Source organism: Mycobacterium sp. ITM-2016-00318 (assembly GCF_002968285.2).
GTDB lineage: Bacteria > Actinomycetota > Actinomycetes > Mycobacteriales > Mycobacteriaceae > Mycobacterium.
The window spans coordinates 5018914-5045229 of sequence record NZ_CP134400.1 but is presented as its reverse complement, the minus strand read 5'-3'; the positions used below and the strand labels follow the sequence as shown (position 1 = coordinate 5045229).

The window sequence follows — 26316 nt, the reverse complement described above, 5'->3', positions numbered from 1 at the left end:
AGCCTGCTGAGCGTGGCGCTCTACCGCAAGTACCGTCCGTCGACATTCGCCGACGTGGTCGGCCAGGAGCACGTCACCGATCCGCTGTCGACCGCGCTCACGGCAGGCCGCATCAACCACGCCTATCTGTTCTCCGGCCCGCGCGGCTGCGGAAAGACGTCGTCGGCGCGGATCCTGGCCCGCTCGCTGAACTGCGAGCAGGGCCCCACCGCGACGCCGTGCGGCGTCTGCGACTCGTGCGTCGCGCTCGCGCCGAACGGGCCGGGCAGCGTCGACGTCGTCGAACTCGACGCGGCCAGCCACGGCGGCGTCGACGACACGCGCGAGCTACGCGACCGCGCGTTCTACGCACCGGCGCAGTCGCGCTACCGCATCTTCATCATCGACGAAGCGCACATGGTCACCACCGCGGGCTTCAATGCGCTGCTGAAGATCGTCGAGGAGCCGCCCGACCACCTCATCTTCGTGTTCGCGACCACCGAACCCGAGAAGGTGCTGCCAACCATCCGCTCGCGTACCCACCATTACCCGTTCCGGCTGCTGGCGCCGCGCACCATGCGCTCGTTGCTGGAGCGAATCTGCGAGCAGGAGGGCGTCGAGGTCGACGAAACCGTCTACCCGCTGGTGATCCGCGCCGGCGGCGGGTCGCCCCGCGACACCCTCTCGGTGCTCGACCAGTTACTGGCCGGTGCTGACGGCAACCGGGTGCTCTATCCGCGGGCGCTCTCACTGCTGGGTGCCACCGACGTCGCGCTGATCGACGACGCGATCGACGCGCTGGCCCCGGGCGATGCGGCTGCGCTGTTCGGCGCGGTCGAGGGCGTCATCGACGCGGGACACGATCCGCGTCGGTTCGCCACCGATCTGCTGGAACGCTTCCGCGACCTGATCGTCCTGCAGGCGGTGCCCGACGCCGCCGCGCGAGGAGTCGTCGACGCACCCGGCGACGTGCTCGATCGGATGCGCGATCAAGCCGCGCGCATCGGCGCGGGCACGCTGACCCGCTACGCCGAGGTGGTGCACGCCGGCCTCGGCGAGATGCGCGGCGCCACCGCGCCGCGCCTGCTGCTGGAAGTGGTGTGCGCGCGGCTGCTGCTGCCGTCGGCAAGCGATACGGAATCGGCTCTGCTGCAACGGATCGAGCGCATCGAGACGCGTCTCGACATGTCGATTCCCGCCGACGGTGCAAGCGGCGCCGGATCCGCCGCGGGCGCGCCTGCGAAACAGTTCACCCGTAGGAGCAGGTCGCAGCCGTCGGACAAGTCGGAACCTGCGCCGGAGGCCGCGCCCGAAGTCAAGGAGCCCGCACCCGCACCGGTGTCGAGTCCCGAGCCCGCGCCGAAGCCGGTCGAGCCTGCGCCTCCGCCGTCGCCGCCGCCACTGCGACCGCCGTCAGAGCCGGTGGTCGAGGCACCGCCCACACCCGCCGCCCCGGTCCCAGGGGAACCCGACGCGGCAGCGATCCGCAGACAGTGGGCCACCGTGCTGGAGAAGGTGCGCGAACGCAGCCGTTCGCTTGCGGTCATGCTGGCCGGGGCGGTGGTGCGCACCGTCTACGGCGGCACGCTGCTGTTGAACCATGAGTCGGCGCCGCTGGCGAAGCGGCTGAACGAACAGCGCAACACCGACGTCGTCGAGGAAGCGTTGAAGGACGCGCTCGGCATCGGGCTCAAGGTGCGCTACGAGGTCGGATCTCCCTCTGACGCAGGCACCGCGGAGACACCCGCAGGGGACGTCGCCCGCAGCGAAGAGGACAGCATGCTGGCCGAGGCCGGCAGCGACAACGCCGAGACGGAGCGTCGCGATCCGGAAGAGGCCGCGCTCGAACTACTGCAGAACGAACTCGGCGCCCGCCGGATCGACGGCGGCTAGCCCCTCAGGCGGTCCACCACGGCCGCAGCGGAAGCCCGCCGTCGTTGCCGTCCTCGTCGAGCTTGACCGCCAGAACCTGGTGCAGCTGAACGACATTGGTCTCGAACCCGAGCCGCGAGCCCGCCATGTAGAGACCCCACACCTTGGCGGTGGCCAGGCCGACCTCCTCGACGGCTTCGTCCCAGTGGTCGACGAGGTTGCGGCACCAGTCACGCAGGGTCAAGGCGTAGTGGTGACGAAGGTTCTCCTCGTGCACGACCTCGAGGCCGACGTCCTGGGCTTCGCTGATGATGCGGCCCGAGCCGGTCAGCTCTCCGTCGGGGAAGACGTAGCGGTCGATGAAGCCGCCCGCCGTTGCGCCGGTGCGGTTGTCGGGCCGGGTGATGCAGTGGTTGAGCAGCAATGCGCCGGTGCGCATCCTGGACTGCAGGAAGCCGAAGTACGCCGGATAGTTGTGCACGCCGATGTGCTCAGTCAATCCGATCGAGGACACCGCGTCGAACCCGGTTTCGGAGACGTCGCGGTAATCGCCGTGGCGCACCTCCGCGAGATCGGTCAGCCCCTCCTCGGCGATGGCCTTCTGCGCCCACAGCGCCTGTTCCCTCGACAGCGTCACGCCGACGGCCTTGACGCCGTGCCGGGCCGCGTAGCGGACCATGCCGCCCCAGCCGCAGCCGACGTCCAGCAGTCGATGGCCCGGTTGCAGCCGCAACTTGTCGAACACCAGCCGGTATTTGTTGTCCTGCGCCTCCTCCAACGACGCCTCCGGATTCGGATAGCAGGCGCACGTGTAGGTCATCGACGGGCCGAGCACCCACTCGTAGAACGTGTTCGATACGTCGTAGTGGTGATGAATGGCCTCGGCGTCGCGGGTCTTGCTGTGCCGCAAGCCTTCTGCGATACGGCGCCAACGGGGCAGCGCCTCCTGCGGCGGGGGCGCGATCGGCTTGAGGTGCTCGAAGCCGATGGAACGGACGATGTTGGCCAGCACCCGTGCAGAGGGCCGCTTGAAGTCCATTTTGTCGGCCAGCGCCCGCAGCAGTTCGTAGGGGTCGCCGGGATGCACGCCGTGCGGGTCGACGTCACCGGAGACGTAGGCCCTGACCAGCCCGAGCTCACCGGGTGCGGTTGCCAGATAGGTCGTGCCGCGGGGTGTCAGCAAGTCCAGACCGAGGCCTGCGTCGTCGGGCCCGGCCGTGCTTCCGTCGTATGCGGTGAACCGCAGCGGAATCCGGCCACCTCCGGCGAAGATCTCCAGGATCTCGGCGAGCGCCAGCTTCCTGGGCGGCGCACTTGCCGCATGTTCTTTGTCCGTCGTCATTTTCGTTGCACCGCCTTCGCGTATAGATCGAGGAGACGTGAATCCGGATCGTAGGCCTTCTTGACGATTTTGTAGGTTTCCCCGCCGTAGAGCTCGTCGAACTCTTCCTGTGAATAGAAGGCGTCGGAATACAGCGACTTGTGCCCATCGAGCTTGCTGACCTCATGTTCTATCAGCCTGTTGGTGTAACCGTCCTCCGGGCCGACCGGCACCGACGACCAAAAACCCACGTTGACGTAGGTGTGATGCGGCCGGATCGGGTACAGCGGCCAGCTCGCCTCGCCGCGCAAACGCAGCGGGCACAGCCAGATCGGCTCGATGGGCACGTTCCCGGTGAACCAGTCGAGGAAGTCCACGCACCGTTCGATCGGCACCTCGATGTCCTGGACCACGCGTTCGAGCGGCGGACGCCCCTTGCGCTTCTCGATGCGGTCGGCGATGTTGAAGCGCTGGTCGTAGCCGATCAACTTCCAGTAGAAGCTGCTGCGTCGGTAGCGCCGCGGCCAGAACCGCCGGATCGTCGGGTTCTGCGCGCCGAACGCGCGTGAACACCAGAACCAATCGGTGTCCCATCGCCACAGGTAGTCGTGGATGGTCAGCCGGTCGTGCTTCTCGCCGGCGGAGTGCTGGATCGACCGGTAGTAGATCTCGCGGCCGGTGTAGTCGCTGACGTGTCCCGGCGTCGAGGTCTGCACGCCGACACACAGGTAGCTCTCGTCGGGGCTGAACACCACGCCGTCGAGGTAGTCGACCGGTGTGCCGTCGAGACCGCCGGTTTCGATGATCCGTTCCATCGCCGCGACCAGGTCCTGGAGCGAGTGAAATCGCAGGTGCTTCAGGGCGACGAACGGCTTCACCGGCTCCAGCTCGATCTTCAGCCGGACCGAATAGCCCAGCGTGCCATACGAATTCGGGAAGGCGCGAAACAGATCAGAGTTTTCTTCCTGCGACGCCGTGACGACGTCGCCCGCTCCGGTGAGGATGTCCATCTCGAGCACCGACTCGTGCGGCAGGCCGTTGCGGAATGACGTCGACTCGATGCCGAGCCCGGTGACCGCACCGCCGAGCGTGATGGTCTTCAGCTGCGGAACGACCAGCGGCGACAGGCCATACGGGAGCGTCGCGGCGACGAGATCTTCATAGGTGCACATGCCCGCGACGTCGGCGGTCCGCGCGTCCGGATCCACCTCGATCACGCCCGTCAGCCCCGAGGTGTCCAGGCCCTTGGCGTTGCTCTTGGCCCGCTTGCGGAACAGGTTGGACGTCGATTTGGCCAGCCGGACGGTCGCCGTCGGAGGGATCGCGCGATAGCTGTCAAGGAGTCGCTGCACACCCGCGGCGTGGGCAGCACGCGCCTCGGTTGCCGAAACAGACACGCATATACGCTAGTCCGCGGTTGCGGCTGATGCGACCGCACCACGAAGAGGGGAGTCACAGGAGATGGGACAGGTCAGCGCGTCGAGCAGCGTCTTGATCGACGCCACGCCGGAGAAGGTGTTGGCGGCTGTGTCGGATTACACAACGGTTCGCCCGAAGATCCTCTCGGAGCACTACCGTGATTACGCCGTGCTCGAAGGCGGTCAGGGTGCGGGCACCGTGGCGACCTGGAAGTTGCAGGCGACGAAGTCGCGGGTCCGCGACGTCAAGGCCTCAGTCGACGTGGCAGGCCACACCGTCATCGAGAAGGACGCCAACAGCTCGATGGTCACCAACTGGACCGTCGCACCGTCGGGGCCCGGCTCGTCGGTCACGGTCAAGACGTCATGGCAGGGCGCCGGAGGCATCGGCGGCTTCTTCGAGAAGACTTTCGCGCCGTTGGGGTTGAAGAAGATTCAGGCCCAGGTGCTGGACAACCTGAAGAAGGCCGTCGAAAGCAGCTAACGCGGCTGCGCGCCGAGGAAGCCCGCGATGCCGTTGACCACCGCGTCGGCGTATTTTTGCCGGCCCTCGGGTGTGGTGATCAGGCCCGCGTCGGCGGGGTTCTTCATATTGCCCAGCTCGACGAGAACCGACGGGTACTGCGCCAGGTTCAGACCCGCGATATCGGAGCGCGGGTTGAGGCCGTCGCTCCCGACGTAGGTCGAGGGCACCAGGCCCGCGGCACGCAGCTGGTCGCGCATCACCGTGGCGAACTGCACCGACGGGCCCGCCTGGGCCTGATTGAGCGGCGGCGACGAGTACAGCACGTGGAATCCGCGGCCGGTGGACGGGCCGCCGTCGGCGTGGACGCTGACGATGGCATTGGGTTTCAGCGAGTTGGCCATCGCGGCGCGCTCGTCGACGCAGGGGCCGAGGCCGGTGTCGTTGCCGCGCGACATCGCGGTCCGCACGCCCAACGCGGTCAGCTTCTGGCGGATCCGCAGCGTGGTCTCCCAGGTGAAGCTGTGTTCGGGATAGCCGTCGCCCGTCGACGTGCCGCTTTCCTGGCAGTTCTTGGTCCCGCCGCGGCCGGTGGGCACCTGGCGGCTGATAGAGCTGTCGTTGGCGCCGTTGTGGCCGGGGTCGAGAAACACGACCATGCCCCTGATGTTGGCGGGCGCGGCGGAGATCGGGGCGGCGAGCGTCGACCCCGCGACGACTAGGCAGGCAGCCGCAGTCGCGCCGACACGAAGGGTCGCTGACACACGCACGGCGCCAACGTAGCCGCTGGGCGTCTACGCTTGAAAGACCGAAACGCTGCGTACCGGCGAGCGCAACCAAGTCGAGACCACGTAGTTACCAACACGCAAGGGGACCAATCATGCAACCCGGAGGCCAGCCCGACATGTCGGCGCTCCTCGCGCAGGCGCAACAGGTTCAGCAGAAGCTGATGGAGGCCCAGGAACTGCTGGCCAACACCGAGGTGCACGGGCAGGCCGGCGGCGGTCTGGTTCAGGTCACCATGAAGGGCAGCGGCGAGGTCGTCGGCGTGTCGATCGATCCGAAGGTCGTCGACCCGAACGACGTCGAAACGCTGCAGGACCTGCTCGTCGGCGCGCACGCCGATGCGGCCCGCCAGGTCACCCTGCTGGCCCAGGAACGACTCGGGCCGCTGGCGGGCGGCATGGGCGATCTGGGTCTACCAGGCGTGTGAGTTTGAGCCGCTATGTTTGAGGGACCGGTCCAGGACCTCATCGACGAACTGGGCAAGCTACCGGGCATCGGCCCGAAGAGTGCGCAGCGCATCGCATTTCACCTGCTCTCGGTCGAGCCTCCGGACATCGACCGGCTGACCGCGGTGCTCAACAAGGTGCGCGACGGGGTCAGGTTCTGCGCGGTGTGCGGAAACGTCTCCGACGACGACCGCTGCCGGATCTGCTTGGACCCGCGCCGCGACGCGTCGCTGGTGTGCGTGGTCGAGGAGCCGAAGGACGTGCAGGCCGTCGAGCGCACCCGCGAGTTCCGCGGCCGCTACCACATACTCGGTGGCGCGCTTGACCCGCTATCCGGTGTCGGTCCTGAGCAGCTGCGAATTCGCGAGCTTCTCAACAGGATTGGCGAGCGAGTCGACGGCGTCGATATCGCCGAGGTGATCATCGCGACCGACCCCAACACCGAGGGTGAGGCGACAGCCACCTATCTGGTTCGGATGCTTCGCGACATCCCCGGGCTCGCCGTCACGCGCATCGCGTCGGGTCTGCCGATGGGTGGCGACCTGGAGTTCGCCGACGAGCTGACGCTCGGCCGGGCGCTCTCCGGCCGCCGCGCCCTGACGTGATTCGTGAAAGTCGACTTTTGTAGACGTTCTCTCGCACTTTCGCTACAAAACTCGGATCTCGAGCGTTGTCGGTGCCTGCCTGCACGATGCAGTCATGAGTCAGGTGATATTGGGTGGCGAAGCCGTCGCGGCCGGAGTGGTGACCCGTCACGAACTGCGCCGTTGGTACACGAAGCTGTATCGCGGCGTGTACATACCCAAGGAGCGTGAGGCGTCCCTGCGGGATCGCGCCATAGGTGCCTGGCTCGCATCGCGTCGGCGGGGAGCCGTGGCCGGGGTGGCGGCGTCGGCTCTCCATGGCGCCCCATGGGTGGACCCAACGGTGCCGATCGAGCTCCTCGGTGTGAAATGCGCACCCCAGGACGGCTTGGTCGCCCGCGCGGAACGAGTCGCCGACGATGAAATCACGAGAAGATCCGGATTGCCCGTCACGACCAGGGTTCGCACGGCGTTCGATCTGGGTCGCCATCTGGACAGACCAGAGGCGTTGGCGCGGTTGGACGCGCTGATGTGGAACCAGAAGTTCTCGCCCGATGCGGTGCTCGCACTTGCCGAGCGGTACCCGCGCGCCAGGAACGTGCGCCAACTCCGCGAACTGCTTCCGCTGGTCGACGGAGGCGCAGAGTCACCGCGCGAGAGCATGACGCGATTGTGGCTGCACGACGCGGGGTTTCCGCGTCCGGAGACGCAGATACCCGTGCTGGCCAGGTCCACGCAGCCGGTCGCATACCTAGACATGGGCTGGCGGGACTTCATGGTCGCGGTGGAATACGACGGTGATCACCACCGCAAAGATCGCAAGCAGTACGTCAAGGACATTGCGCGGCTGCGGATGCTGGAAGCACTCGGCTGGACCGTTATCCGGGTGATCGCCGAAGACAGCCCGCACGATTGGCTGGCCAGAGTCGGTGACGCGCTACACGCGGCGGGGTGCGGCGAGCCGTTCGCGGCGTAGCAGGTCCACCTCGGGCAGTTCCAGCGGTGCGAGGTCGCCGACGACCTGCGCCAACATACGGTCCGCCAGCTGCGGATTGCGCGCGAGGCACGGGCCGTGAAGATACGTGGCGACGACGCTGCCCTGCACGGCGCCGTCGATTCCGTCGCCCTCCCGGTTGCCCGCACCGGAGATCACCGTGGCCAACGGCTGCGCATTGGACCCTAGAACCGTTCCGCCCCGGTGGTTCTCGAAGCCGGTCAGCCGGTCGGTGAGGCCGGGCAGCAGCGGCTGGCTCACCACCTCGCCGATGGTTCGCTTCGGCTGCGGCGACGTCGTCAGGTCCAGCAGTCCGACACCGTCGACCCGTTCACCGGCAGACGTCTCATACCAGTGCCCCAGCACCTGGATCGCCGCGCAGATCGCCACCACCGGCGCGCCCTTGGCCGCGGCCTCCTGCAGGCCCGGATAGCGGATCAGGTGCCGCGTCGCGAGGCGCTGCGCATAGTCCTCCGCGCCGCCGAGCGTGTACAGGTCCAGGGTGGACGGCACCGGATCGTCGAGCGTGATATTGACGATCTCGGCGTCGAAACCCCTGAGCCGCAACCGTTGCCGCATCACCACGGAGTTACCGCCGTCGCCGTATGTGCCCATCACATCGGGCAGCACCAGGCCGATCCGTACCGTCGAGTCAGCCATCTTCCCCCGAGTCGTCCCCTACCCTGCGGGTGTGGGCCCATCGCTCCAGCCCCCTGGGACCACGGCCGCCTCGTCCCAAGGTGCGATTCAGTTGCAGGAACGCGGTGTAGTTCGCGACGACCTCGACATGGCCTGGCGGGCACGACGTGATCGCCTCGACGGCGTTGTGCACCAACGTGTGCTCGACGCCCGCATAGCCGAGCCGCACCGCAAGGTCCGTACCGCGCTCACCCGCGGCCACCACCGGATGGTTCACGAAATGTTCGAAGTTGACGTCCCACAGCCACGACAGATCCTCGCCGTCGGGCACCTGGCCGTTGACCGAGATCACCACCGAGCCGGCGTCGGTGTCGACCATCGACAGCGCCTCCTGCCAGCCCGCCGGGTTCTTGGCGAGCAGCATCCGCACGGTGTGCGTGCCCAGTTGCACGGTGCTGTACCGGCCGGCGACCTCGTCGACGCCGGAGGCCGCTGTCACCGCTGCCCCCGGGTCGGCGCCCAGTGCGACGGCGGCGGCCACCGCCTGAGTTGCGTTGCCGCGGTTGACGGTTCCCGGCAGCGCGAGCTGCATCGGCACCGAGAACCCTTCGGGACCGTAGATGTTCGCGTCGTCGTACCACCATTGCGGGGTCGGTCGCTTGAAATCCGTTCCCGTGGAGTACCAGTGGTAGCCGTCGCGGACGATGATCTCGCCGCTGCGCGGGCAGCTCACCGAGTCGTTGGCCCAGCCGCCGCCCGCGGCGACCCATACGACATTGCGGCTGTCGTAGGCCGCTGACGTCATCAGCACGTCGTCACAGTTGGCGACGACGACGGTGTCGGGGTGGCGCGCGAGCCCGGCCCGCAGCGTGCGCTCGATGTGGTTGATCTCACCGACCCGGTCGAGCTGATCGCGGGACAGGTTCAACAGGACGATCACCGCCGGGTTCACCGCGTCGGCGACGTGCGGCACGTGCATCTCGTCTACCTCAAGAGCCGCCAGGCCTGCGTCAGGGGCGGCGGCGAGTGCCGCGACCAGGCCCGCGTCCATGTTGGCGCCCTCGGCGTTGGTGGCGACGGGGCCGCGGGTGCCGAGCGCGGCCGCCGTCATCCGGGTGGTCGTGGACTTGCCGTTGGTGCCGGTGACGATGACCGTCGAGCGGCCCGCGCCGAGCTGGCGCAGGATCGATTTGTCCAGCGTCATCGACACCAGACCGCCGATCATCGCGCCTGCACCCCGACCGGTCACCCGCGACGACCAGCGTGCGGCGGAGCCGGCCGCCAGCGCGATTCGTCCACGAGCTGTGACCATTGGTGTGCATTTTATGTGGCCGACACGCAACCTCAGCGGCCGAGGCTTGTCAGCCGCTCGTGCCATCCTGATCTTGTGAGCCACACGTGGGGCCGGCCCGCCGCCGAGCCCGGCGAGGGTTGGGCGGTCGTCGACGTCGAGACGACCGGCTTCCGACCGGGCCACGCTCGCGTGGTCAGCGTGGCGGCCCTCGCCGTCGGCGACGACGGAAACGTCGAGCGCAGCGTCGCGAGCCTGTTGAATCCAGGCGTCGATCCAGGACCCACCCACGTGCACGGCCTGACCGCGGAGATGCTATCCGGTCAGCCGACCTTCGCCGACGTCGCGCCAAAGCTGATCGAGGTGTTGCGCGGTCGCACCCTGGTCGCCCACAACGTGAACTTCGACTATTCGTTCCTGGCCGCGGAGGCCGAACTCGCCGCGGTCGAGCTGCCGATCGACAGCGTCATGTGCACCGTCGAGCTCGCCCGACGCCTTGGCCTCGACTGCGACAACATGCGCCTGGAGACGCTGGCGGCACATTGGGGAATCAGCCAGATGAAGCCGCACGATGCGCTGGACGACGCGCTGGTGTTGGCGCAGATCCTCAAACCGGCGCTGGTGCGCGCGCGGGAACGCAAGGTCTGGCTGCCGCTGCGGCCGGTGGAGCGCCATACCTGGCCAAGTGGGCTTGTCACCCACGACGAGCTGCGCCCACTCAAGATGATCGCGTCGCGCATGCCGTGCCCGTACCTCAACCCCGGCCGCTACGTCCACGGGCGTCCGCTCGTGCAGGGGATGCGGGTCGCGCTGTCGGCCGAAGTGTCGCGCACCCACGAGGAACTCGTCGAGCGCATCGTGCACGCAGGCTTGGCCTACACCGACACCATCGACCCGGAAACGTCGTTGGTGATCTGCAACGTGCCTGAGCCCGAGCAGGGCAGGGGGTATCAGGCAGGAGAGCTCGGCGTGCCGCTGGTCTCCGATGCCGACTTCATGGCGTGCCTCGAGGGCGTGGTCGCGGGAACCGACATCGAGGAGTTCACCGACCACACCCTCGACGGCGGCCAGTTCGCTCTCTTCTAGGACTCACTGGGGGGGCGGTGTGCCCAGCGACAGTCCGGGCTTGAACGTCACGGGAAGCCTGCCCACCCCGTCCATCGTCGGGTTGCCCGCGTACCGCTCGACGCCGTCGAGGTCGATCTCGTAGTCGGGCATGCGTTCCAGCACGGCCCTGACCATCACCTCGAACATGACGCGCGCAAGCGGTGCACCGATGCATCGGTGCGGTCCAAGCCCGAACGCGACGTGGTGGTTGGGTGAGCGGTCGAGCATCACCTCGCCAGGACAGTGGAACTCGGATTCGTCGTGGTTGGCACTGATCCAACTGATCAGCAGCCGGTCGTTTCGCCGCAAAGGTTGGCCGCCGAGCACGGTGTCGCGGCTGACGGTGCGGCTCAGCTGCTTGTTGACGGAGAAGAACCGCAGAAACTCTTCCGCCGCACTGCGATACAGCTCCGGCCGCTCGATGAGCCGCGAGCGCAGTTCCGGATGAGTACCGAGGTGCAGCAGGCTCAGCGCCGTCAGCGACGTCGTGGTGTCGACTCCGCCGCCGATGAGGTTCCACAGGATGTCGAGCAGTTGGGTGTCAGTCAGGTACCTGCCGTCGATGTCGAACGCAGTGAGGAAACTCGTCAGGTCGTCGCGCGGTTCCGCCCGGCGGGCCGCGATGAATCTCAGCAGTCCGTCGAGCATCCCGGGCACCTCGGCGATCGCGCTGTTGTAGTCGTCGCCGCCGTTCGCGGCCATCACCGAGTGGAACAGGTCGGCGTAGCGCTGCCAGTCGTCCAACGGCAGGCCCATCAACCGCATGGTGAGGATTGCGGGCACCGGGCTGGCATAGTCATTCACGAGGTCCATCCGCCCGTCGGCGATCCGCTGGTCGAGGAACCAGTGGACCGACTGCTCCATGAACGGCCGCATCCTCTCGACGGCGCCGGTGGAGAAGAAGGGGGTGAGCGCCCGTCGCAGCGCCAGGTGATACGGGCCGTCGACCTCGCCGATGCCAAGTGGCGGTTGGCCTTCGGGGCGCGGGACCCCCATCTCGCCCTGATAGCTGACTCCGTCGGGAGCGTCGGGCTCGTACTTGTGCGCGAACGTTTCGCCGTCGCGCGCCACCGCCGCGACGGCGTCATAGCCGGTGACGAACCAGAACCCGCCGTAGTTCTCATTCCATGCGACCGGGCACCGGTTGCGCAGGTCGGCGTTGATCGCGAGCTCGTTGCGCTGGTAGTCGTCGCAGTGATGATCGAAGTTCAGGGTCGCGTCGCTGCTGACGTCCGGGCGGCCCATTGCGCTATCTTTGCAGGTTTAGAGAGGCGGAGTCGTGTCGAATTTCCGAACGGTCTTCAACCACGTCGGGCTGTGCGTCACCGACCGCGACCGGTCGCGCCGCTTCTACGAGGAGTTGCTCGGCTTTCAGTTCTGGTGGGACCTCGATCTGCCCGACGAGGGCACCGCCGCGCTTCTGCAGCTCGACGGCCCGATCGGAGTCCGGGCGACGTACCTGGTCCGCGACGGCTTCGTACTCGAGCTGATCGATTATTCGCAGCGCAAGGCGCAGGTACGCGAGAAGCGGGTGATGGACGAGGTCGGCCTGACGCACATCTCGCTGTCGGTGTCCGATCTGGAAGGCGTGTTAGCGCAGGTGGAAGCCTTCGGCGGGTCTCTTGTCGAGGGTGCGAACTCTGAGCATTTCGCGATGATCCGTGACCCGGACGGGCAGCTGATCGAGCTGCTCCCCGACAGCTGGCTGGCCAATCTCCCGGCGAAGCCATAAACCAGTCTTGACGAGCACTACAGGTGTAGTGGTACCGTCGGTGCATGACAACCACTACAGATGTAGTACGCGAGCCATCCCTTCGCAGTAGCTTCCGGCAACACGGCTATTTCTTCCGCGAAGCAGCGATCGTCACCATCGCGATGGGCCTTTGCATGCACCTCTGTCGCGTCATCTTCGGCGACGAAACCACCCTGCAGTACGTGATGACACCCGCGACGGACAAGGTGTTGCTGGTGCCGATGACCTACGCAGCGATCACGGGCATACTGCTGTGGCGTCGCGTCGAATTCGCGACCAGAGCCCACAGGGTGTTCTTCACGTGGTCGCTCGTCTACATCGGGCTCAGTGTGCCGATGCACGTCTATTTCGGCGTGGTGCGCGACAACGTCGACTTCTATTTCGACTTCTTCCCGGTGTGGTTCAGCTACCTGTTGTTTCCGTTCTACGCTGCGCTTCTCACGATGTTCTCCAGGCTGCACTATAGGAACTGATGCCACCCAACCCGGAACGTCGTAACCAGATCCTCGACGCGGCAATCGACATCCTGTGTGATGACGGCGTCGGGGGTCTGACGCATCGGCAGGTCGACAGTCGCGCCGGTGTGCCCGCCGGCACCACGTCGAACTACTTCCGCACCAGGCAGGCACTCCTCGAGGCGACCGCCGCCAGAACGGTGGACCTGCATTGGCGGCGTGTCGGCGCACTGCAGTCGACGGTCGGACCGATGTCCCGAGATACGCTGCGGGTTTTGCTTATTCGCATGCTCGAGGTCGACGAACAGTTGCGTCGCTGGACATTGGCGCGATTCGAGCTGTTCATGGAAAGCACCCGCCGAGAAGAACTGCAACCGCTGATGAGAGAACTCCAGGCCGCCGCGGTGAAGTCGGCGACACTCATATTCGAGGCCGCCGGCTTCACCGTGACGCCGGAGCGGATGGACGAACTCAGCAGAGTGCTGAACGGGTTTGTGTTCAGCAACCTCACCCTCGCGCCCGAACCGGGCACGCAGGATGCCGCCGGTTTCGTGGACCGGCTGCTGAGCGCCTTCCTGGATTAGCGCGCGGCGCGGTTGACCGCCGACACGACTGCGCGAAGCCATGCGGTGGTGATCGACGTCGCGATACCGACACCCCACACCGTTCTACCGCCGACAGAGGCTTCGACGTATGCCGCGGCCTGAGCCTCTTCGCCGGCCGACAGGGCGTGCTCGGAGTAATCCAGCACCGATACGTCGATTCCGATGGCGCCCAGCGCATCCACGAACGCCGCGAGCGGACCGTTACCCGCGCCGACGATCTCGTGCTCGGCCCCGTCGACCTTCACGACGGCCTCGATGGTGTCGGTGCCGCCGTCGACCTCCGATGCGGTCACCGTCTGCCGGATGCGCTCCAGCGGGCGGACCGGCGTGAGGTATTCCTCGGCGAAGACGTCCCACATCTCCTTCGGCGACACCTCCCCGCCCTCACCGTCGGTGATCTTCTGGATCGCCTGGCTGAACTCGATCTGCAGACGCCGCGGCAGCACCAGCCCGTGGTCGGCCTTCATGATGTAGGCGACGCCGCCCTTGCCGGACTGCGAGTTCACCCGGATGACAGCCTCGTAGGTGCGCCCCACATCACGCGGGTCGATCGGCAGATACGGCACCTGCCAGAGGATGTCGTCGACATCGGCGTCCTGTTCGTCGGCGGACACCTTCATCGCGTCGAGACCCTTGTTGATCGCGTCCTGGTGGCTGCCCGAGAACGCGGTGTAAACGAGATCGCCACCGTAGGGATGACGTTCGGGTACGGGCAGCTGGTTGCAGTACTCGACGGTGCGCCGGACCTCGTCGATGTTGGAGAAGTCGATCTGTGGGTCGATGCCACGGGAGAACAGGTTCAGCCCGAGCGTGACGATGCAGACGTTGCCGGTGCGCTCACCGTTGCCGAACAGGCAGCCCTCGATCCGGTCGGCGCCGGCCTGATAACCCAATTCGGCTGCAGCCACGGCTGTTCCGCGATCGTTGTGCGGGTGCAGGCTCAGGATGATCGAGTCCCGAGGGTTCAGATTTCGGTGCATCCACTCGATCGAGTCGGCATAGACGTTCGGCGTCGCCATCTCGACGGTCGCGGGCAGGTTGACGATCAGCGGCACATCGGGAGTCGGCTTGACGATGTCGGCGACCGAGTTGCAGACGTCGACGGCGTAGTCCAGCTCGGTGCCGGTGTAGGACTCCGGGCTGTACTCGTAGCGCCACAGCGTGCCGGGATACTTCTCGGCCTCCTCGACGCACTTGCGTGCTCCGTCGGTCGCGATCGCCTTCACCGCCTCGCGATCGGCTTTGAACACCACGCGGCGCTGTAGGATCGACGTCGAGTTGTAGAAGTGCACGATGGCGCGCGGTGCGCCTTCGCACGCCAAAAACGTCCGCTCGATCAGCTCGGGCCGACACTGCGTCAGCACCTGGATGGTGACGTCGTCGGGGATGGCGCCCTCGGTGATGATGTCGCGGACGAAGTCGAAGTCGGTCTGGCTGGCCGAGGGGAAGCCGACCTCGATCTCCTTGTAACCCATGCGGACGAGGAGGTCGAACATGCGTCGCTTGCGCTGTGGGCTCATCGGGTCGATCAGCGCCTGATTGCCGTCGCGAAGGTCGACCGCACACCACATGGGGGACCGGTCGATGATTTTGTCAGGCCAGGTTCGGTCGGTCAGAGCGACGGACTCGACCTCGTCGGCGAAACTGCGATAGCGGTTGACCGGCATCGCCGATCCGCGTTGGGTGTTCCACGCAGGCTGACCGGGGTGGGCCGGGCCGGACGGCTTGGTGATCTGGCGTACCGACGCGAAGGCGTCAGGCGAATCCGGGTTGGATTTCGAGAAGGTGGTCACGGTGTTTGCTCCGGGAGTAATAGGGACTCGACCGGCGCATCGCGACTACCCGCGACGGGAAGCCAGTCTGGTTCAGACCCCGTCGCGGCTGCCGAGAAGGAGCACCCGCTGCACGTCGACCACCATACTCCGCAGCTCGCGCCTGACAAAACCCGCTTTGTCCGCGTCGATTCTGCAAGGAGATCGCGATTTCGTGCTGTTGGGCGATCTCTCAGCAGAATCGGCGGCTGCTAGACCTGCGAATCGGGGAAGGCGATCACCGAGAGGAAGCGGCCTCGAATTCGAGGTCGTCGACCGGCGCGCTGGGATCCCGGTCGCGCGCGGTGCCGGACTTGTTCCTCAGGAGCGGAAGGTCGCTCATGCCAGTCCTCTCTAGCGCATCTGTCCAGCGCCGACGTACGGATACGGCGTCTTGAGCAGATCGTTCTCGGCGAACCGGGCGAGCCTGAAGTCGGACTCCGGTATGCGAGGGTCGGCGCTACGGCCGTCGACGACGAGATCGGCGACCAGCCTGCCGACCGCGGGCGCGATCTTGAAGCCGTGGCCGCTGAAACCCGCGGCGACGAACAGACCACCGATCGGTGTCGCGCCGATCACCGGATTCCAGTCCGGCGTGACGTCATAGCATCCGGCGTAGCTGGCCCGGATCGTCGCGCCGCCGAAGCCGGGAAACCGCGTGCCGACCTTGTTCACGGTGAGGTCGACGAAGGCTTCCGTCGCCCGATTGAGGTACCTGTCGGGGTCGACTTCCTCGACATCGGACAGGTCGCTGTTCCCGAAGAGGATGTCGCCGCCCACCTCAGGGCGAACGTATTGCAGCGATACCAGATCGGAGAACACCGGGACGCCGGCCGTTTCGACCCCGGGGTCGATGGTGACGATCTGCTCACGGACCACGCGGATCGGTACGTCGAAGCCGTACGGCTCGAGGAAGGGCTTCGTCCAGACGCCGGTGGCTACGACGACGGTTCCCGCCGACACCGTGGCGCCGTCGGCGAGCCGGATGCCGGTGACCGTGTCGCTGTCGATCAACAGTTCTGCGACCGTTGTGCCCTGGCGGATCCGCACACCGGCAGACCGTGCGGAGGCCGCGAACGCCTGCGCGGTTTGATAGGCGTCGCCGTAGCCGCCGCGCGATTCCCAGCCGAAAGCGGCGAACGGGGTCAGGTCGGCGAACGGCCACATCGCGGCGACGTCGGAGTGACCGATCTCCTCGGTCTGCACGCCGACCGCACGTTGCGCGGCGAGGCTCTTGCGCAGCGAGTCGACGTTCGGCTCGCCGACACCGACCACGTATCCGGTCTGGCGAAACCCGATGTCGGTGCCGAACATCTCGTCGGCTTTCTCGAACACCTCGAGGCCGACAGCGGCCATCGCGGCGAGCGAGCTGACCCCGTAATGACACCGTACGATTCCGCTCGATTTGCCTGTCATGCCGGACCCGACGGTATTGCGTTCTGCGACAAGAACATCGGCCACACCGCGTTGGCTCAGTGCCCACGCGGCCGCCGCACCTTCGATGCCGCCGCCGACGACGACAACGTCGGCCGTCTCGCTCATCGGCCAGGGATCCAGTCGGTGCCCGCCAGCGGCACCCGCGCCATGGCCGCGGCTTCGATGGTCACGGCGACCAGATCTTCGGGCTCGAGGCGGAGCACATGAGCCTTGCCGCACGCCCGCGCGATGGTCTGCGCCTCCATCGTCAGTACCCGCAGATAGTTCGCCAGCCTGCGGCCACCCTCGACGGGGTCGAACCGCGCTGCCAGCTCTGGGTCCTGCGTGCTGATGCCCGCGGGATCGGTGCCGTCCTGAAAATCGTCGAAGAAGCCCGCCGCGCTGCCGAGTCGCTGGTACTCGGAGTCGTGGCGGGGGTGATTGTCGCCCAGCGCGATCAGCGCCGCGGTGCCGATCGCCACGGCGTCGGCGCCGAGCGCGATCGCCTTGGCCACGTCGGCGCCGGTGCGGATACCGCCGGACACGATGAGCTGCACACCGTTACGGTGCGCGTCGAGCTCTTGGAGCGCCTGCACCGCCTCGGGCACGGCGGCCAGCGTCGGCACCCCGACGTGCTCGATGAAGACTTCCTGGGTGGCAGCGGTGCCGCCCTGCATGCCGTCGACCACGACGACGTCTGCGCCCGCGTGCACGGCCAGCTTCACGTCGTAGTAGGTGCGGGTGGCGCCGACCTTGACGTAGATCGGCTTCTCCCAGTCGGTGATCTCCCGCAACTCGCGGATCTTGATCGTCAGGTCGTCCGGCCCCGTCCAGTCCGGGTGCCTGCACGCCGACCGTTGGTCGATGCCCTCAGGCAGCGTTCGCATCCCCGCCACACGCGGGGAAATCTTCTGGCCGAGCAGCATTCCGCCGCCGCCGGGTTTGGCGCCCTGGCCGAGCACCACCTCGATCGCATCCGCCTTGCGGAGGTCGTCGGGATTCATGCCGTAGCGCGACGGCAGGTACTGGTAGACCAGGTACTTGCTCTGGCCGCGCTCCTCGGCCGTCATGCCGCCGTCGCCCGTGGTGGTCGACGTGCCGACCTCGCTTGCTCCGCGCCCGAGCGCCTCCTTCGCCGGACCGGACAGGGCGCCGAATGACATCCCGGCGATCGTGACCGGAATGTCAAGGCGAAGCGGGTGTTCGGCGTGCCGACCGCCGAGGACGACATCGGTGCCGCAGCGTTCGCGGTAGCCCTCCAACGGATAGCGCGACATCGACGCGCCGAGGAAGAGCAGGTCGTCGAAGTGCGGTAGCGGTCTTTTGGCGCCCCAGCCGCGAATGTCGTAGATACCGGTCTCCGCCGCGCGGTGGATGGCGGCGATGGTCTGGCGGTCGAAGGTCGCGGACTCGCGCAGGCCGAGGCGGGCACGATCGTCAGCGGTGTAGGTCATCAGTAGCTCGCAGCGTTGTCGACATGGAAGTGATACAGGGAGCGAGCCGAGCCGTAGCGAGTGTATGCGCTGATGTCGTCACCTTCGAAACCTGCTGCCTTGAGCAGATGTTCGAGCTCCTGACGGTGTTCGTCGGCCGTCTCCTTGGCGATGCAGTCCGCGCCGAGCGAGGCGACCTCGCCGCGTACGTAGATGCGAGCCTCGTAGATCGAGTCGCCGAGCGCCTTGCCCGCATCGCCCCGGATCACCAGCCGACCTGCCTGCGCCATGAATGCGCTCATGTGGCCGACGTTCCCGCCCACCACGACGTCGATACCCTTCATCGAGATCCCGCAGCGTGCAGCGGCATTGCCCTCGATGACCAGCAGACCGCCGTGTGCGCTCGCTCCGGCGGATTGTGATGCGTCGCCCTTCACCCACACTGAGCCGCTCATCATGTTCTCGGCGACCCCGGTGCCCGCATTGCCGTTGATCGTGATCTCGGCTTGCTGATTCATCCCGGCGGCGTAGTAGCCGACGTGTCCTTCGACGGTGATCTGCACCGGTGCGTTGACACCGACGGCGACATTGTGGGCGCCGTCGGGATGGGTGATGACGAATTCAACGGACAGCCCCGGAGTGTGCAGCGCCGAATTCACCTCCCGCAGCGGGGTGGCGCGCAGGTCGAAGGCGGTCACCGAGTCCATGCGTAGATCACCTCCGGTTCCGGCTCCCAGATGATGGCCTTCTCGACACCGGGAAGTCCTGCCAGTGCGCGGTATTCGCTGCCGACCGCCACCCAGTCGTCGGTCTCGGCGATCACCGCCGGCTTGCACGCGATGGCGTCGCGGACCACCGCGAACGAATCCCGGTCGGACACCAGCAGCGTGTAGAAGCCGTCGAACGTCGCACAGAGTTCCTTGAGCGCCGACTCGACGTCGCGACCGTCGGCAAGCTGCTTGGTGATGAAGCGAGCGCCCACTTCGGTGTCGTTCTCGCTGTCGAAAGCGATTCCCGCGGAGCGTAGTCGGCGCCGGATGGTGGCGTGATTCGCGAATGAGCCGTTGTGCACCATGCACTGCCCGGGTCCCACGGTGTAGGGATGGCAACCGGCGGGTGTGACGGCGGACTCGGTCGCCATCCTGGTGTGGCCGACTCCCTGCCAGCCCTGCGCTGTGGCCAGACCCCATGCATCGGTCAACGTCCGGGGGTCTCCAACTCCCTTGAGGACGGCCATGTCAGTCCCGAAGCCTGCGATCAGCGCCCGGGGGTAGGCCGCCTTGACCACGTCCAGCAGCACCTCGGAGGTGACGTCGGCGGTCAGCAGGTAACTGGTGCCGACGGTCACCACATCGACGGAGCCGCCGAGAGGCCTGCTCACCGTCGAGGCCACGCTGTCGGCGTCATCGGGAAGGTTGACCAACGAGACAGCCCCGCGTCCCGGCGGCGACCAGGTCGGATCGCCGTAGACGGCGACGCCACTCGAGTCGCTGCCGCGGTTGCCCATCTCGCACAGCATTCCCGTGAGCAGTTCCCCCAACCGCGGGTAGAGGTCGGGGGCACGCAGGTGCAATCCGACGATCCCGCACATGTGTTGACTCCCTTCGTATTCCGATATCAGAAGGCGGTCAGGTAGTTGTCGATCTCCCACGGCGTGACGGCGCTGTGGTAGGAGAAGAACTCGTCGCGCTTGACTTTGGCGAAGTACGACGCGACACCATCGCCCGCGGCGTCGAGGACACCGGTGATCACCGGGTCGGCCTCGAACTCGTCGACGGCGTGCAACAACGTCGGTGGCAGCGGCCGTCCGGTGCTGCCGTCCCCGACGGCGCCGGGGTCCGTGCTGCGCTTGATCCCGTCGATGCCCGCCCCCAGCGCTGCCGCTATGGCCAGGTACGGGTTCGCCGAACCGTCGCCGCCGCGCAGTTCGACACGCGAGGAATCGGGCACCCGGATGTAGTGGGTGCGGTCGTTGCCGCCGTATGTTGGCATCCTCGGTGCCCATGACGCACCCGACGATGTCGTCACCGCTCCGGTTCGCTTGTAGGAGTTGACCGTCGGTGCCACCACTGCCTGTAGCGCACATGCATGTTCCAAGATGCCGCCGACGAAGGCGTATGCGGTGTCGGACAGCCCGAGCCCGCGCGCGTCGTCGTCAGCGGGGAAGACGTGATTGCCCGCGCTGGTGAGGGACAGGTGCAGATGCAATCCGCTGCCGGTCTTGTCGGCGAAGGGTTTCGGCATGAACGTTGCGACCATGCCGCGCTCGGCCGCCATCACGGACAACAGATAGCGCAGTGTCACAACGCGATCCGCGGTCGTCAGCGCATCGGAGTACTCGAAGTTCTGCTCGAATTGACCGTTGCCGTCCTCGTGATCGTTGGCGTAGTTTGACCAGCCCAGTCGGTTCATCGCGGTGGAGATCGAGGTGAGGTGGTCATACATCCGGGTGACGCCGCGGGCGTCGTAACACGGTTGGTCAGCGGTGTCGGCGGTGTCGGCGACCGACAGACTGCCGTCGGTACCGCGGTGCAGCAGAAAATACTCGACTTCCGCGCCGACCCACGGCTCGAACCCGGCGTCGGCGGCACGCTGGACCAGCGACTTCAGGATGACCCGCGGTGCATACGGCCACGGCTCGCCGTTGACATGCGGATCGCAATGAACAATGGCCAGCCCGTCCTTGATGAACGGGATCGGGGTGAACGACGTCGGATCCGGAATCGCCATCAGGTCAGGGTCTTTGGGCTCCTGGCCGATCGCGCCGGCGGCGTACCCGGCGAAGCCGACGCCCTCGGTGGCCAGCAGCTCGACGGCCTCGACAGGGACGAGCTTGGCGCACGGTTTCCCGCGCAGGTCGACGAACAGCGCGAGGATGAACTTCGTCCCGGACTCGTTGGCCATTGCGGCGAGGTCGGTGGGCATGTCTGGGCCTTGTTCTCTTGGTATGAATCGAAGCATCACGTGAGGAAACACGGCGCCGACCAAACCGGCCGGCGCGGGCGAGTGGGTCGCCGCGCCGGCCGGGGCTTGGGTCAGGCAGGTGCCAGTTCGTACGACGCTTCGCGATGGAACGCCGCGTCGATGCCCTTTTCTTCTTCGTCGGGCGAGATGCGGATGCCCATCGTCTTCTTGATCACGAAGGCGATGATGCCCGCGACGACGAACGAGTAGACCATCACCGCACCTGCCGCGACCGCCTGCCGCCACAGCTGATCGAAACCGCCGCCGTAGAACAGTCCGTTCGTGGCGTTGGGCATGCTTTCGCTGGCGAGGAAGCCGATCAGCAGAGTGCCGACGACGCCGCCGACGAGGTGGACGCCGACCACGTCGAGGGAGTCGTCGTAGCCGAAGCGCGCCTTGAGCCCGACCGCGTAGACACAGATGACGCCCGCGATCGCGCCGAGGATGATCGCTCCGACCGGCGTGACCGCACCGCAGGCGGGTGTGATCGCGACCAGTCCGGTGATGGCCCCTGAGGCCGCGCCGACGCCGGTGACGTGGCCGTCCTTGATCTTCTCGACCGCGATCCAGGCCAGCGTGGCGGCACAGGTGGCGACGAACGTGGTGACCATGACGATGGCGGCGGAGTTGCCCGCGGCCAGAGCCGATCCGCCGTTGAAGGCGTACCAACCGGCCCACAGCAGGCCCGCACCGAGCAGTGTCAGCGGCACGTTGTGCGGTTTGCGCAGCTTGCCCCAGCCTGCGGACTTGCCGAGCACGATCGCGACGGCCAGCGCGGCGGCGCCGGCATTGATGTGCACCGCGGTGCCACCCGCGAAGTCGATAGCCTTCAGGCTATTGGCGATCCAGCCGCCGACGGAGTTCTCGGTCACCACGCCGTCGAAGGCGAAAACCCAGTGCGCGACAGGGAAATACACCAGGACCGCCCAGGCCGCCGCGAAGACCATCCACGCGCCGAACTTCATCCGGTCGGCGACCGCACCCGAGATCAGGGCGACGGTGATCGCCGCGAACAACGCCTGGAACAAGGCGAACAGTGTTATCGGTAACCCGCTGATCGTCGTGTTTGACTCCAGCAGGTCCTTCATCCCGGCGAATTCGAAGACGTCGCCGACGAATCCGCCGTAGGAAGTGCCGAAGGTCATCGAGAAGCCGAACAGCACCCACAGCACGCCGACGATCGCGACGGAGCCGAACGTCATCATCATCATGTTGGTCGAACTCTTGACGGACACCATGCCGCCGTAGAACAGCGCGAGCCCGGGGATCATCAGCGTGAGGCCGATGATGCAACACAGCATGAAAGCTGTGGTTCCTGTATCCACGTCCATATACATCTCCATCAGTGGTTGCGGCCTTCCGTTGGCCGATCACTGGCAGTAACCGATGTTTCTGTTACGTGGACGGTTTCAGCTTGTTGCGTAAGTGTTAATTGTCGGCCGAACGTAGAGTCGCTGCGATGAGACTCGCTCGCCGCTGGACGTTCACCATCGCCGCGGTGGTGATCGCGGTGGTCGCCCTTGCGGTGTCCCGGCTGGGCCTTTTCGGCCCGTCGTCGGAGGAGTGCCGACCGGTGAAGGACGTGCTGGCGTTCAACACGGCGCAGGCCGAGCAGATCGCGTCGAAGACCGCTGATTCCAAGGGCGTCCCGACGGTCGCCGAGGAAGGCGCCTACCAGGCGTGGGCCGACGGCGTCGCCGAGCGGGCGCAGAACGTGCACGAACCCGAGCTCGCACGCGACGCCACCCAGCTCGCCAGCCTCGCGAACGAGTTCGTCGGCAAGTTCTCCGAGGTCCGTATCGCAGCCCAGTCGCAAGCCCCGGGCGCGCCCGCACCTCCCGCGGTGTTCCAGATGGACTTGCTCAACACCCAGATCGCCGACTCACTGAAGAAGCTGTCCGACGCCTGCGGATGAGGCGCCTTCTATAACGACAACGGCGTGCCCCAGCTGCCTGCGAACGCGACCTCGTCCAGCGGCAGGCGCTGTCGACCCTGCGCGTCGCGTTCGACGATCTCCTGCGGCGCGTTGTCGTAGTCGCCGAGCGATCCGACCGCCACCACCGCAATCGGCTGCACGCCCGCCGGAATGCCGAACACCTCGCGCGCGCCGTCGGCGTCGAACCCGGCCATCGGGTGGGCGATCAATCCGCGCGACACCGCCTCGATCGTCAGCTGCGCCATCGCAGCGCCGGCGTCGACCGCCGCATAGCGGGCCGTCCGCTCGTCCTCGCCCTCGTCGACGCACACCATCACCAGCGCGCCCGACGCGTGCGCGTAGCGGTTGCCGCGCTTCAGCAGCTCGGTGATGGCGCCGAAGGTGTGGTCTCCGCGCAGGCCGACGATGAACCGCACCGGCTGACGATGTCCCCAGGTGGCGGCCCACCGCGCAGCCTCGAGCACGGCCACCAGCGCCTCGATGTCCAGCATTGCCTCGGCGTCGAACAACCTCGGGCTCCACCGTGCGGCGATGTCGGGATGGATGGGCACCCGGGTGTCGGCCTTCTTGGCGGAGTCGCGGCCCATGGCCCGACGCTACCGGCGGAGTAAATGAGGTGCGCGAACCCCTTATCCTTGGTGGGATCTTCTTTGAACACCTGAGAGGTTTCGACAGTGGCGCTCGTCGTGCAGAAGTACGGCGGATCATCGGTTTCTGACGCCGAACGGATCCGCCGCGTCGCTGAGCGCATCGTGGAGACCAAGAAGCAGGGCAACGATGTGGTCGTGGTGGTCTCGGCCATGGGCGACACCACCGACGACCTGCTCGACCTGGCCAGACAGGTCTGCCCGGCCCCGCCGGCACGGGAAATGGACATGCTCCTGACGGCGGGCGAGCGAATCTCCAACGCACTGGTCGCGATGGCCATCGACTCCCTCGGCGCGCAGGCCAGGTCGTTCACCGGATCGCAGGCGGGTGTGATCACCACCGGGACGCACGGCAACGCCAAGATCATCGACGTCACGCCCGGCAGGTTGCGCTCGGCGCTCGACGAGGGTCTGATCGTGCTGGTCGCCGGGTTTCAGGGCGTCAGCCAGGACAGCAAGGACGTCACCACGCTGGGCAGGGGCGGCTCGGACACCACCGCCGTCGCCCTGGCCGCGGCGCTGAACGCCGATGTCTGCGAGATCTATACCGATGTCGACGGCATCTTCTCCGCCGACCCGCGGATCGTGCCGAACGCGCGGCATCTGGAAACCGTGTCCTTCGAGGAGATGCTCGAGATGGCGGCGGCAGGCGCGAAGGTGCTGATGCTGCGCTGCGTGGAGTACGCCCGCCGCTACGACGTCCCGATTCACGTCCGGTCGTCATACACCGACAAGCCAGGAACCATCGTCAAAGGATCGATCGAGGACATCCCCATGGAAGACGCCATCCTCACCGGAGTCGCACATGACCGCAGCGAGGCCAAGGTCACCGTTGTCGGGCTGCCCGACGTCCCTGGCTACGCGGCCAAGGTGTTTCGCGCCGTCGCCGACGCCGATGTGAACATCGACATGGTGCTGCAGAACATCTCGAAGGTGGAGGACGGCAAGACCGACATCACCTTCACCTGCTCGCGCGACAGCGGTCCCGGCGCGGTGGAGAAGCTGACGTCGCTGCAAAGCGAGATCGGCTTCACGAAGGTGCTCTACGACGACCACATCGGCAAGGTGTCGTTGATCGGCGCAGGCATGCGCAGCCATCCCGGCGTCACGGCGACCTTCTGCGAGGCGCTGGCAGGCGTCGGCGTGAACATCGACCTGATCTCCACCTCGGAGATCAGGATCTCGGTGCTGGTCAAGGACACCGAACTGGACAAGGCGGTTTCGGCGTTGCACGAGGCGTTCGGTCTCGGCGGCGACGAGGACGCGGTGGTGTACGCGGGAACAGGACGGTAGGACGCCATGGTCAACATCGGTGTAGTCGGCGCGACCGGTCAGGTCGGCCAGGTGATGCGCACACTCCTCGACGAGCGCGATTTCCCGGCCACGTCTGTGCGGTTCTTCGCCTCCGCCCGCTCGCAGGGCAAGAAGCTGGAGTACCGAGGCCAGCAGATCGAGGTCGAGGACGCCGAGACCGCCGATCCGAGCGGTATCGACATCGCCCTGTTCTCCGCCGGCGCGACCATGTCGCGGGTGCAGGCGCCGCGGTTCGCCGACGCCGGGGCCGTCGTCATCGACAACTCGTCGGCATGGCGCAAGGACCCCGACGTCCCGCTGGTGGTCAGCGAGGTCAACTTCGAGCGGGATGTCGCCAACCGCGCCCGGTCCCTCGAGAAGGGCATCATCGCCAACCCGAACTGCACCACGATGGCCGCGATGCCCGTGCTGAAGCCGTTGCACGACGAAGCTCAGTTGGTCCGCATCGTCGCGTCGACGTATCAGGCGGTGTCCGGCAGCGGGCTGGCGGGCGTGCAGGAGCTCTTCGATCAGGCCAGTGCGGTCGTCGGCGACAGCGAGAAGTTGGTGCACGACGGACGTGCGCTGGACTTTCCGCCGCCGAACAAGTACGTCGCTCCGATCGCGTTCAACGTTGTTCCGCTGGCGGGCTCGCTCGTCGACGACGGTTCCGGCGAGACCGACGAGGACCAGAAACTGCGCAACGAGAGCCGCAAGATCCTCGGCATCCCCGACCTGCTGGTCAGCGGAACATGCGTTCGCGTACCGGTGTACACGGGGCATTCGCTGTCGATCAACGCCGAGTTCGCCAAGCCGATCTCGCCCGAGCGTGCGCGTGAAGTACTCGCCGACGCGGCGGGTGTGCAACTGGTCGAGGTGCCGACGCCGCTGGCCGCCGCGGGAGTCGACGACTCACTTGTCGGCCGGATCCGCCACGATCCCGGTGTGCCGGAAGGCCGCGGGCTGGCATTGTTCGTGTCCGGCGACAACCTGCGAAAAGGTGCTGCGCTGAACACTATTCAGATCGCCGAACTGCTGGCCGCCGAGCTCTGACCCCGACCACCCCTGTGCGCCGAAGCCGACGTTTGGGCGGGGAAGTGCGA

Annotated in this window: 26 protein-coding genes and 1 pseudogene; 12 read left to right on the top strand and 15 right to left on the bottom strand. The window is 66.7% G+C overall.

The features are described 5' to 3' along the window. Positions 1–12 precede the first annotated feature (12 nt). Positions 13–1872 carry a DNA polymerase III subunits gamma/tau gene (locus C6A82_RS24855; protein ID WP_105341623.1) on the top strand — a complete coding sequence of 620 codons (1860 nt, stop codon included), beginning with the start codon at positions 13–15 and terminating at the stop codon, positions 1870–1872. Between the two features lie 4 nt (positions 1873–1876). On the opposite strand, the gene C6A82_RS24850 is transcribed toward C6A82_RS24855, so the two are convergent. Both C6A82_RS24850 and C6A82_RS24845 read right to left on the bottom strand, forming a co-directional pair. Next, a complete protein-coding gene (locus C6A82_RS24850) occupies positions 1877–3193 on the bottom strand; it encodes a class I SAM-dependent methyltransferase (protein ID WP_105341621.1) in 1317 nt (438 codons plus the stop codon). Beyond that, complete coding sequence (locus C6A82_RS24845) at positions 3190–4569, bottom strand: FAD-binding oxidoreductase (protein WP_311101525.1); 1380 nt, start codon at positions 4567–4569, stop codon at positions 3190–3192. The genes C6A82_RS24850 and C6A82_RS24845 overlap by 4 nt, the downstream gene beginning before the upstream one ends. A gap of 64 nt (positions 4570–4633) precedes the next feature. Between C6A82_RS24845 and C6A82_RS24840 the strand changes: the two genes are divergently transcribed. Beyond that, entirely contained in the window at positions 4634–5074 is a 441-nt protein-coding gene (locus C6A82_RS24840; protein ID WP_105341668.1) for an SRPBCC family protein, read from the top strand. On the opposite strand, the gene C6A82_RS24835 is transcribed toward C6A82_RS24840, so the two are convergent. Further along, a complete protein-coding gene (locus tag C6A82_RS24835; protein WP_105341676.1) occupies positions 5071–5817 on the bottom strand; it encodes an Rv3717 family N-acetylmuramoyl-L-alanine amidase in 747 nt (248 codons plus the stop codon). The two genes, C6A82_RS24840 and C6A82_RS24835, sit on opposite strands and share 4 nt — an antisense overlap. Positions 5818–5933: 116 nt before the next feature. Between C6A82_RS24835 and C6A82_RS24830 the strand changes: the two genes are divergently transcribed. From C6A82_RS24830 to C6A82_RS24820, 3 genes are all read left to right on the top strand, one after another. Further along, positions 5934–6266 carry a YbaB/EbfC family nucleoid-associated protein gene (locus C6A82_RS24830; RefSeq protein ID WP_105341670.1) on the top strand — a complete coding sequence of 111 codons (333 nt, stop codon included), beginning with the start codon at positions 5934–5936 and terminating at the stop codon, positions 6264–6266. Between the two features lie 12 nt (positions 6267–6278). Continuing rightward, complete coding sequence (gene recR / locus C6A82_RS24825) at positions 6279–6890, top strand: recombination mediator RecR (RefSeq protein WP_105341672.1); 612 nt, start codon at positions 6279–6281, stop codon at positions 6888–6890. A gap of 94 nt (positions 6891–6984) precedes the next feature. Further along, positions 6985–7845 (top strand): DUF559 domain-containing protein, encoded by an 861-nt coding sequence (locus tag C6A82_RS24820; protein ID WP_105341673.1) that lies wholly within the window; start codon positions 6985–6987, stop codon positions 7843–7845. On the opposite strand, the gene C6A82_RS24815 is transcribed toward C6A82_RS24820, so the two are convergent. After that, positions 7807–8523: a type 1 glutamine amidotransferase gene (locus tag C6A82_RS24815; RefSeq protein WP_105341675.1), complete on the bottom strand. Its 717-nt coding sequence runs from the start codon at positions 8521–8523 to the stop codon at positions 7807–7809. The two genes, C6A82_RS24820 and C6A82_RS24815, sit on opposite strands and share 39 nt — an antisense overlap. After that, positions 8516–9814, bottom strand: coding sequence for a MurT ligase domain-containing protein (locus C6A82_RS24810; RefSeq protein ID WP_311101524.1), 1299 nt, complete (start codon positions 9812–9814; stop codon positions 8516–8518). Before C6A82_RS24810 ends, C6A82_RS24815 begins: the two co-directional genes overlap by 8 nt. 75 nt (positions 9815–9889) lie before the next feature. Here C6A82_RS24810 and C6A82_RS24805 point away from each other — a divergent pair, with 75 nt between their 5' ends. Then, positions 9890–10879, top strand: a complete 990-nt coding sequence (locus tag C6A82_RS24805) for a DEDDh family exonuclease (protein ID WP_105341544.1) — start codon at positions 9890–9892, stop codon at positions 10877–10879. 3 nt (positions 10880–10882) lie between these two features. Here C6A82_RS24805 and C6A82_RS24800 read toward each other — a convergent pair whose 3' ends face one another. Beyond that, positions 10883–12145, bottom strand: a complete 1263-nt coding sequence (locus tag C6A82_RS24800) for a cytochrome P450 (RefSeq protein ID WP_105341545.1) — start codon at positions 12143–12145, stop codon at positions 10883–10885. Positions 12146–12179: 34 nt separating this feature from the next. Between C6A82_RS24800 and C6A82_RS24795 the strand changes: the two genes are divergently transcribed. Genes C6A82_RS24795 through C6A82_RS24785 form a run of 3 tightly spaced genes read left to right on the top strand, consistent with a single transcriptional unit; the run spans position 12180 to position 13692 of the window. Next, positions 12180–12632, top strand: coding sequence for a VOC family protein (locus C6A82_RS24795; protein ID WP_311101523.1), 453 nt, complete (start codon positions 12180–12182; stop codon positions 12630–12632). 44 nt (positions 12633–12676) lie between these two features. Then, positions 12677–13126: a hypothetical protein gene (locus C6A82_RS24790; RefSeq protein WP_105348353.1), complete on the top strand. Its 450-nt coding sequence runs from the start codon at positions 12677–12679 to the stop codon at positions 13124–13126. Continuing rightward, positions 13126–13692, top strand: coding sequence for a TetR/AcrR family transcriptional regulator (locus C6A82_RS24785; protein WP_105348351.1), 567 nt, complete (start codon positions 13126–13128; stop codon positions 13690–13692). Before C6A82_RS24790 ends, C6A82_RS24785 begins: the two co-directional genes overlap by 1 nt. On the opposite strand, the gene leuA is transcribed toward C6A82_RS24785, so the two are convergent. The 8 genes and pseudogenes from leuA to C6A82_RS24745 form a co-directional block, all read right to left on the bottom strand. After that, entirely contained in the window at positions 13689–15506 is a 1818-nt protein-coding gene (leuA, locus tag C6A82_RS24780) for a 2-isopropylmalate synthase (RefSeq protein WP_105348349.1), read from the bottom strand. The genes C6A82_RS24785 and leuA overlap by 4 nt on opposite strands. Positions 15507–15765: 259 nt before the next feature. Continuing rightward, a pseudogene (locus C6A82_RS24775) lies at positions 15766–15867 on the bottom strand (XRE family transcriptional regulator); the annotation flags it as partial. A gap of 11 nt (positions 15868–15878) precedes the next feature. Then, the gene (locus tag C6A82_RS24770) at positions 15879–17066 is read right to left on the bottom strand and encodes an FAD-binding oxidoreductase (protein ID WP_105348348.1); all 1188 of its coding nucleotides are present in this window, start codon (positions 17064–17066) and stop codon (positions 15879–15881) included. Continuing rightward, positions 17063–18394, bottom strand: coding sequence for an FMN-binding glutamate synthase family protein (locus tag C6A82_RS24765; RefSeq protein WP_105348346.1), 1332 nt, complete (start codon positions 18392–18394; stop codon positions 17063–17065). Before C6A82_RS24765 ends, C6A82_RS24770 begins: the two co-directional genes overlap by 4 nt. Further along, positions 18394–19080, bottom strand: a complete 687-nt coding sequence (locus tag C6A82_RS24760) for a protein glxC (RefSeq protein ID WP_105348345.1) — start codon at positions 19078–19080, stop codon at positions 18394–18396. The genes C6A82_RS24765 and C6A82_RS24760 overlap by 1 nt, the downstream gene beginning before the upstream one ends. Then, positions 19068–19964 (bottom strand): glutamine amidotransferase, encoded by an 897-nt coding sequence (locus tag C6A82_RS24755; RefSeq protein ID WP_105348343.1) that lies wholly within the window; start codon positions 19962–19964, stop codon positions 19068–19070. The genes C6A82_RS24760 and C6A82_RS24755 overlap by 13 nt, the downstream gene beginning before the upstream one ends. 26 nt (positions 19965–19990) lie before the next feature. After that, the gene (gene glnT, locus C6A82_RS24750) at positions 19991–21298 is read right to left on the bottom strand and encodes a type III glutamate--ammonia ligase (RefSeq protein WP_105348341.1); all 1308 of its coding nucleotides are present in this window, start codon (positions 21296–21298) and stop codon (positions 19991–19993) included. 110 nt (positions 21299–21408) lie between these two features. Further along, positions 21409–22662 (bottom strand): ammonium transporter, encoded by a 1254-nt coding sequence (locus C6A82_RS24745; RefSeq protein ID WP_105348359.1) that lies wholly within the window; start codon positions 22660–22662, stop codon positions 21409–21411. Between the two features lie 134 nt (positions 22663–22796). Between C6A82_RS24745 and C6A82_RS24740 the strand changes: the two genes are divergently transcribed. Continuing rightward, positions 22797–23252, top strand: a complete 456-nt coding sequence (locus C6A82_RS24740) for a hypothetical protein (RefSeq protein ID WP_105348340.1) — start codon at positions 22797–22799, stop codon at positions 23250–23252. 8 nt (positions 23253–23260) lie between these two features. Here C6A82_RS24740 and C6A82_RS24735 read toward each other — a convergent pair whose 3' ends face one another. After that, entirely contained in the window at positions 23261–23860 is a 600-nt protein-coding gene (locus C6A82_RS24735) for a nitroreductase family protein (RefSeq protein ID WP_105348338.1), read from the bottom strand. A gap of 87 nt (positions 23861–23947) precedes the next feature. Here C6A82_RS24735 and C6A82_RS24730 point away from each other — a divergent pair, with 87 nt between their 5' ends. Beyond that, positions 23948–25213, top strand: coding sequence for an aspartate kinase (locus tag C6A82_RS24730; RefSeq protein WP_105348336.1), 1266 nt, complete (start codon positions 23948–23950; stop codon positions 25211–25213). Between the two features lie 6 nt (positions 25214–25219). Continuing rightward, the gene (locus C6A82_RS24725) at positions 25220–26266 is read left to right on the top strand and encodes an aspartate-semialdehyde dehydrogenase (RefSeq protein ID WP_105348335.1); all 1047 of its coding nucleotides are present in this window, start codon (positions 25220–25222) and stop codon (positions 26264–26266) included. Positions 26267–26316 lie beyond the last annotated feature (50 nt).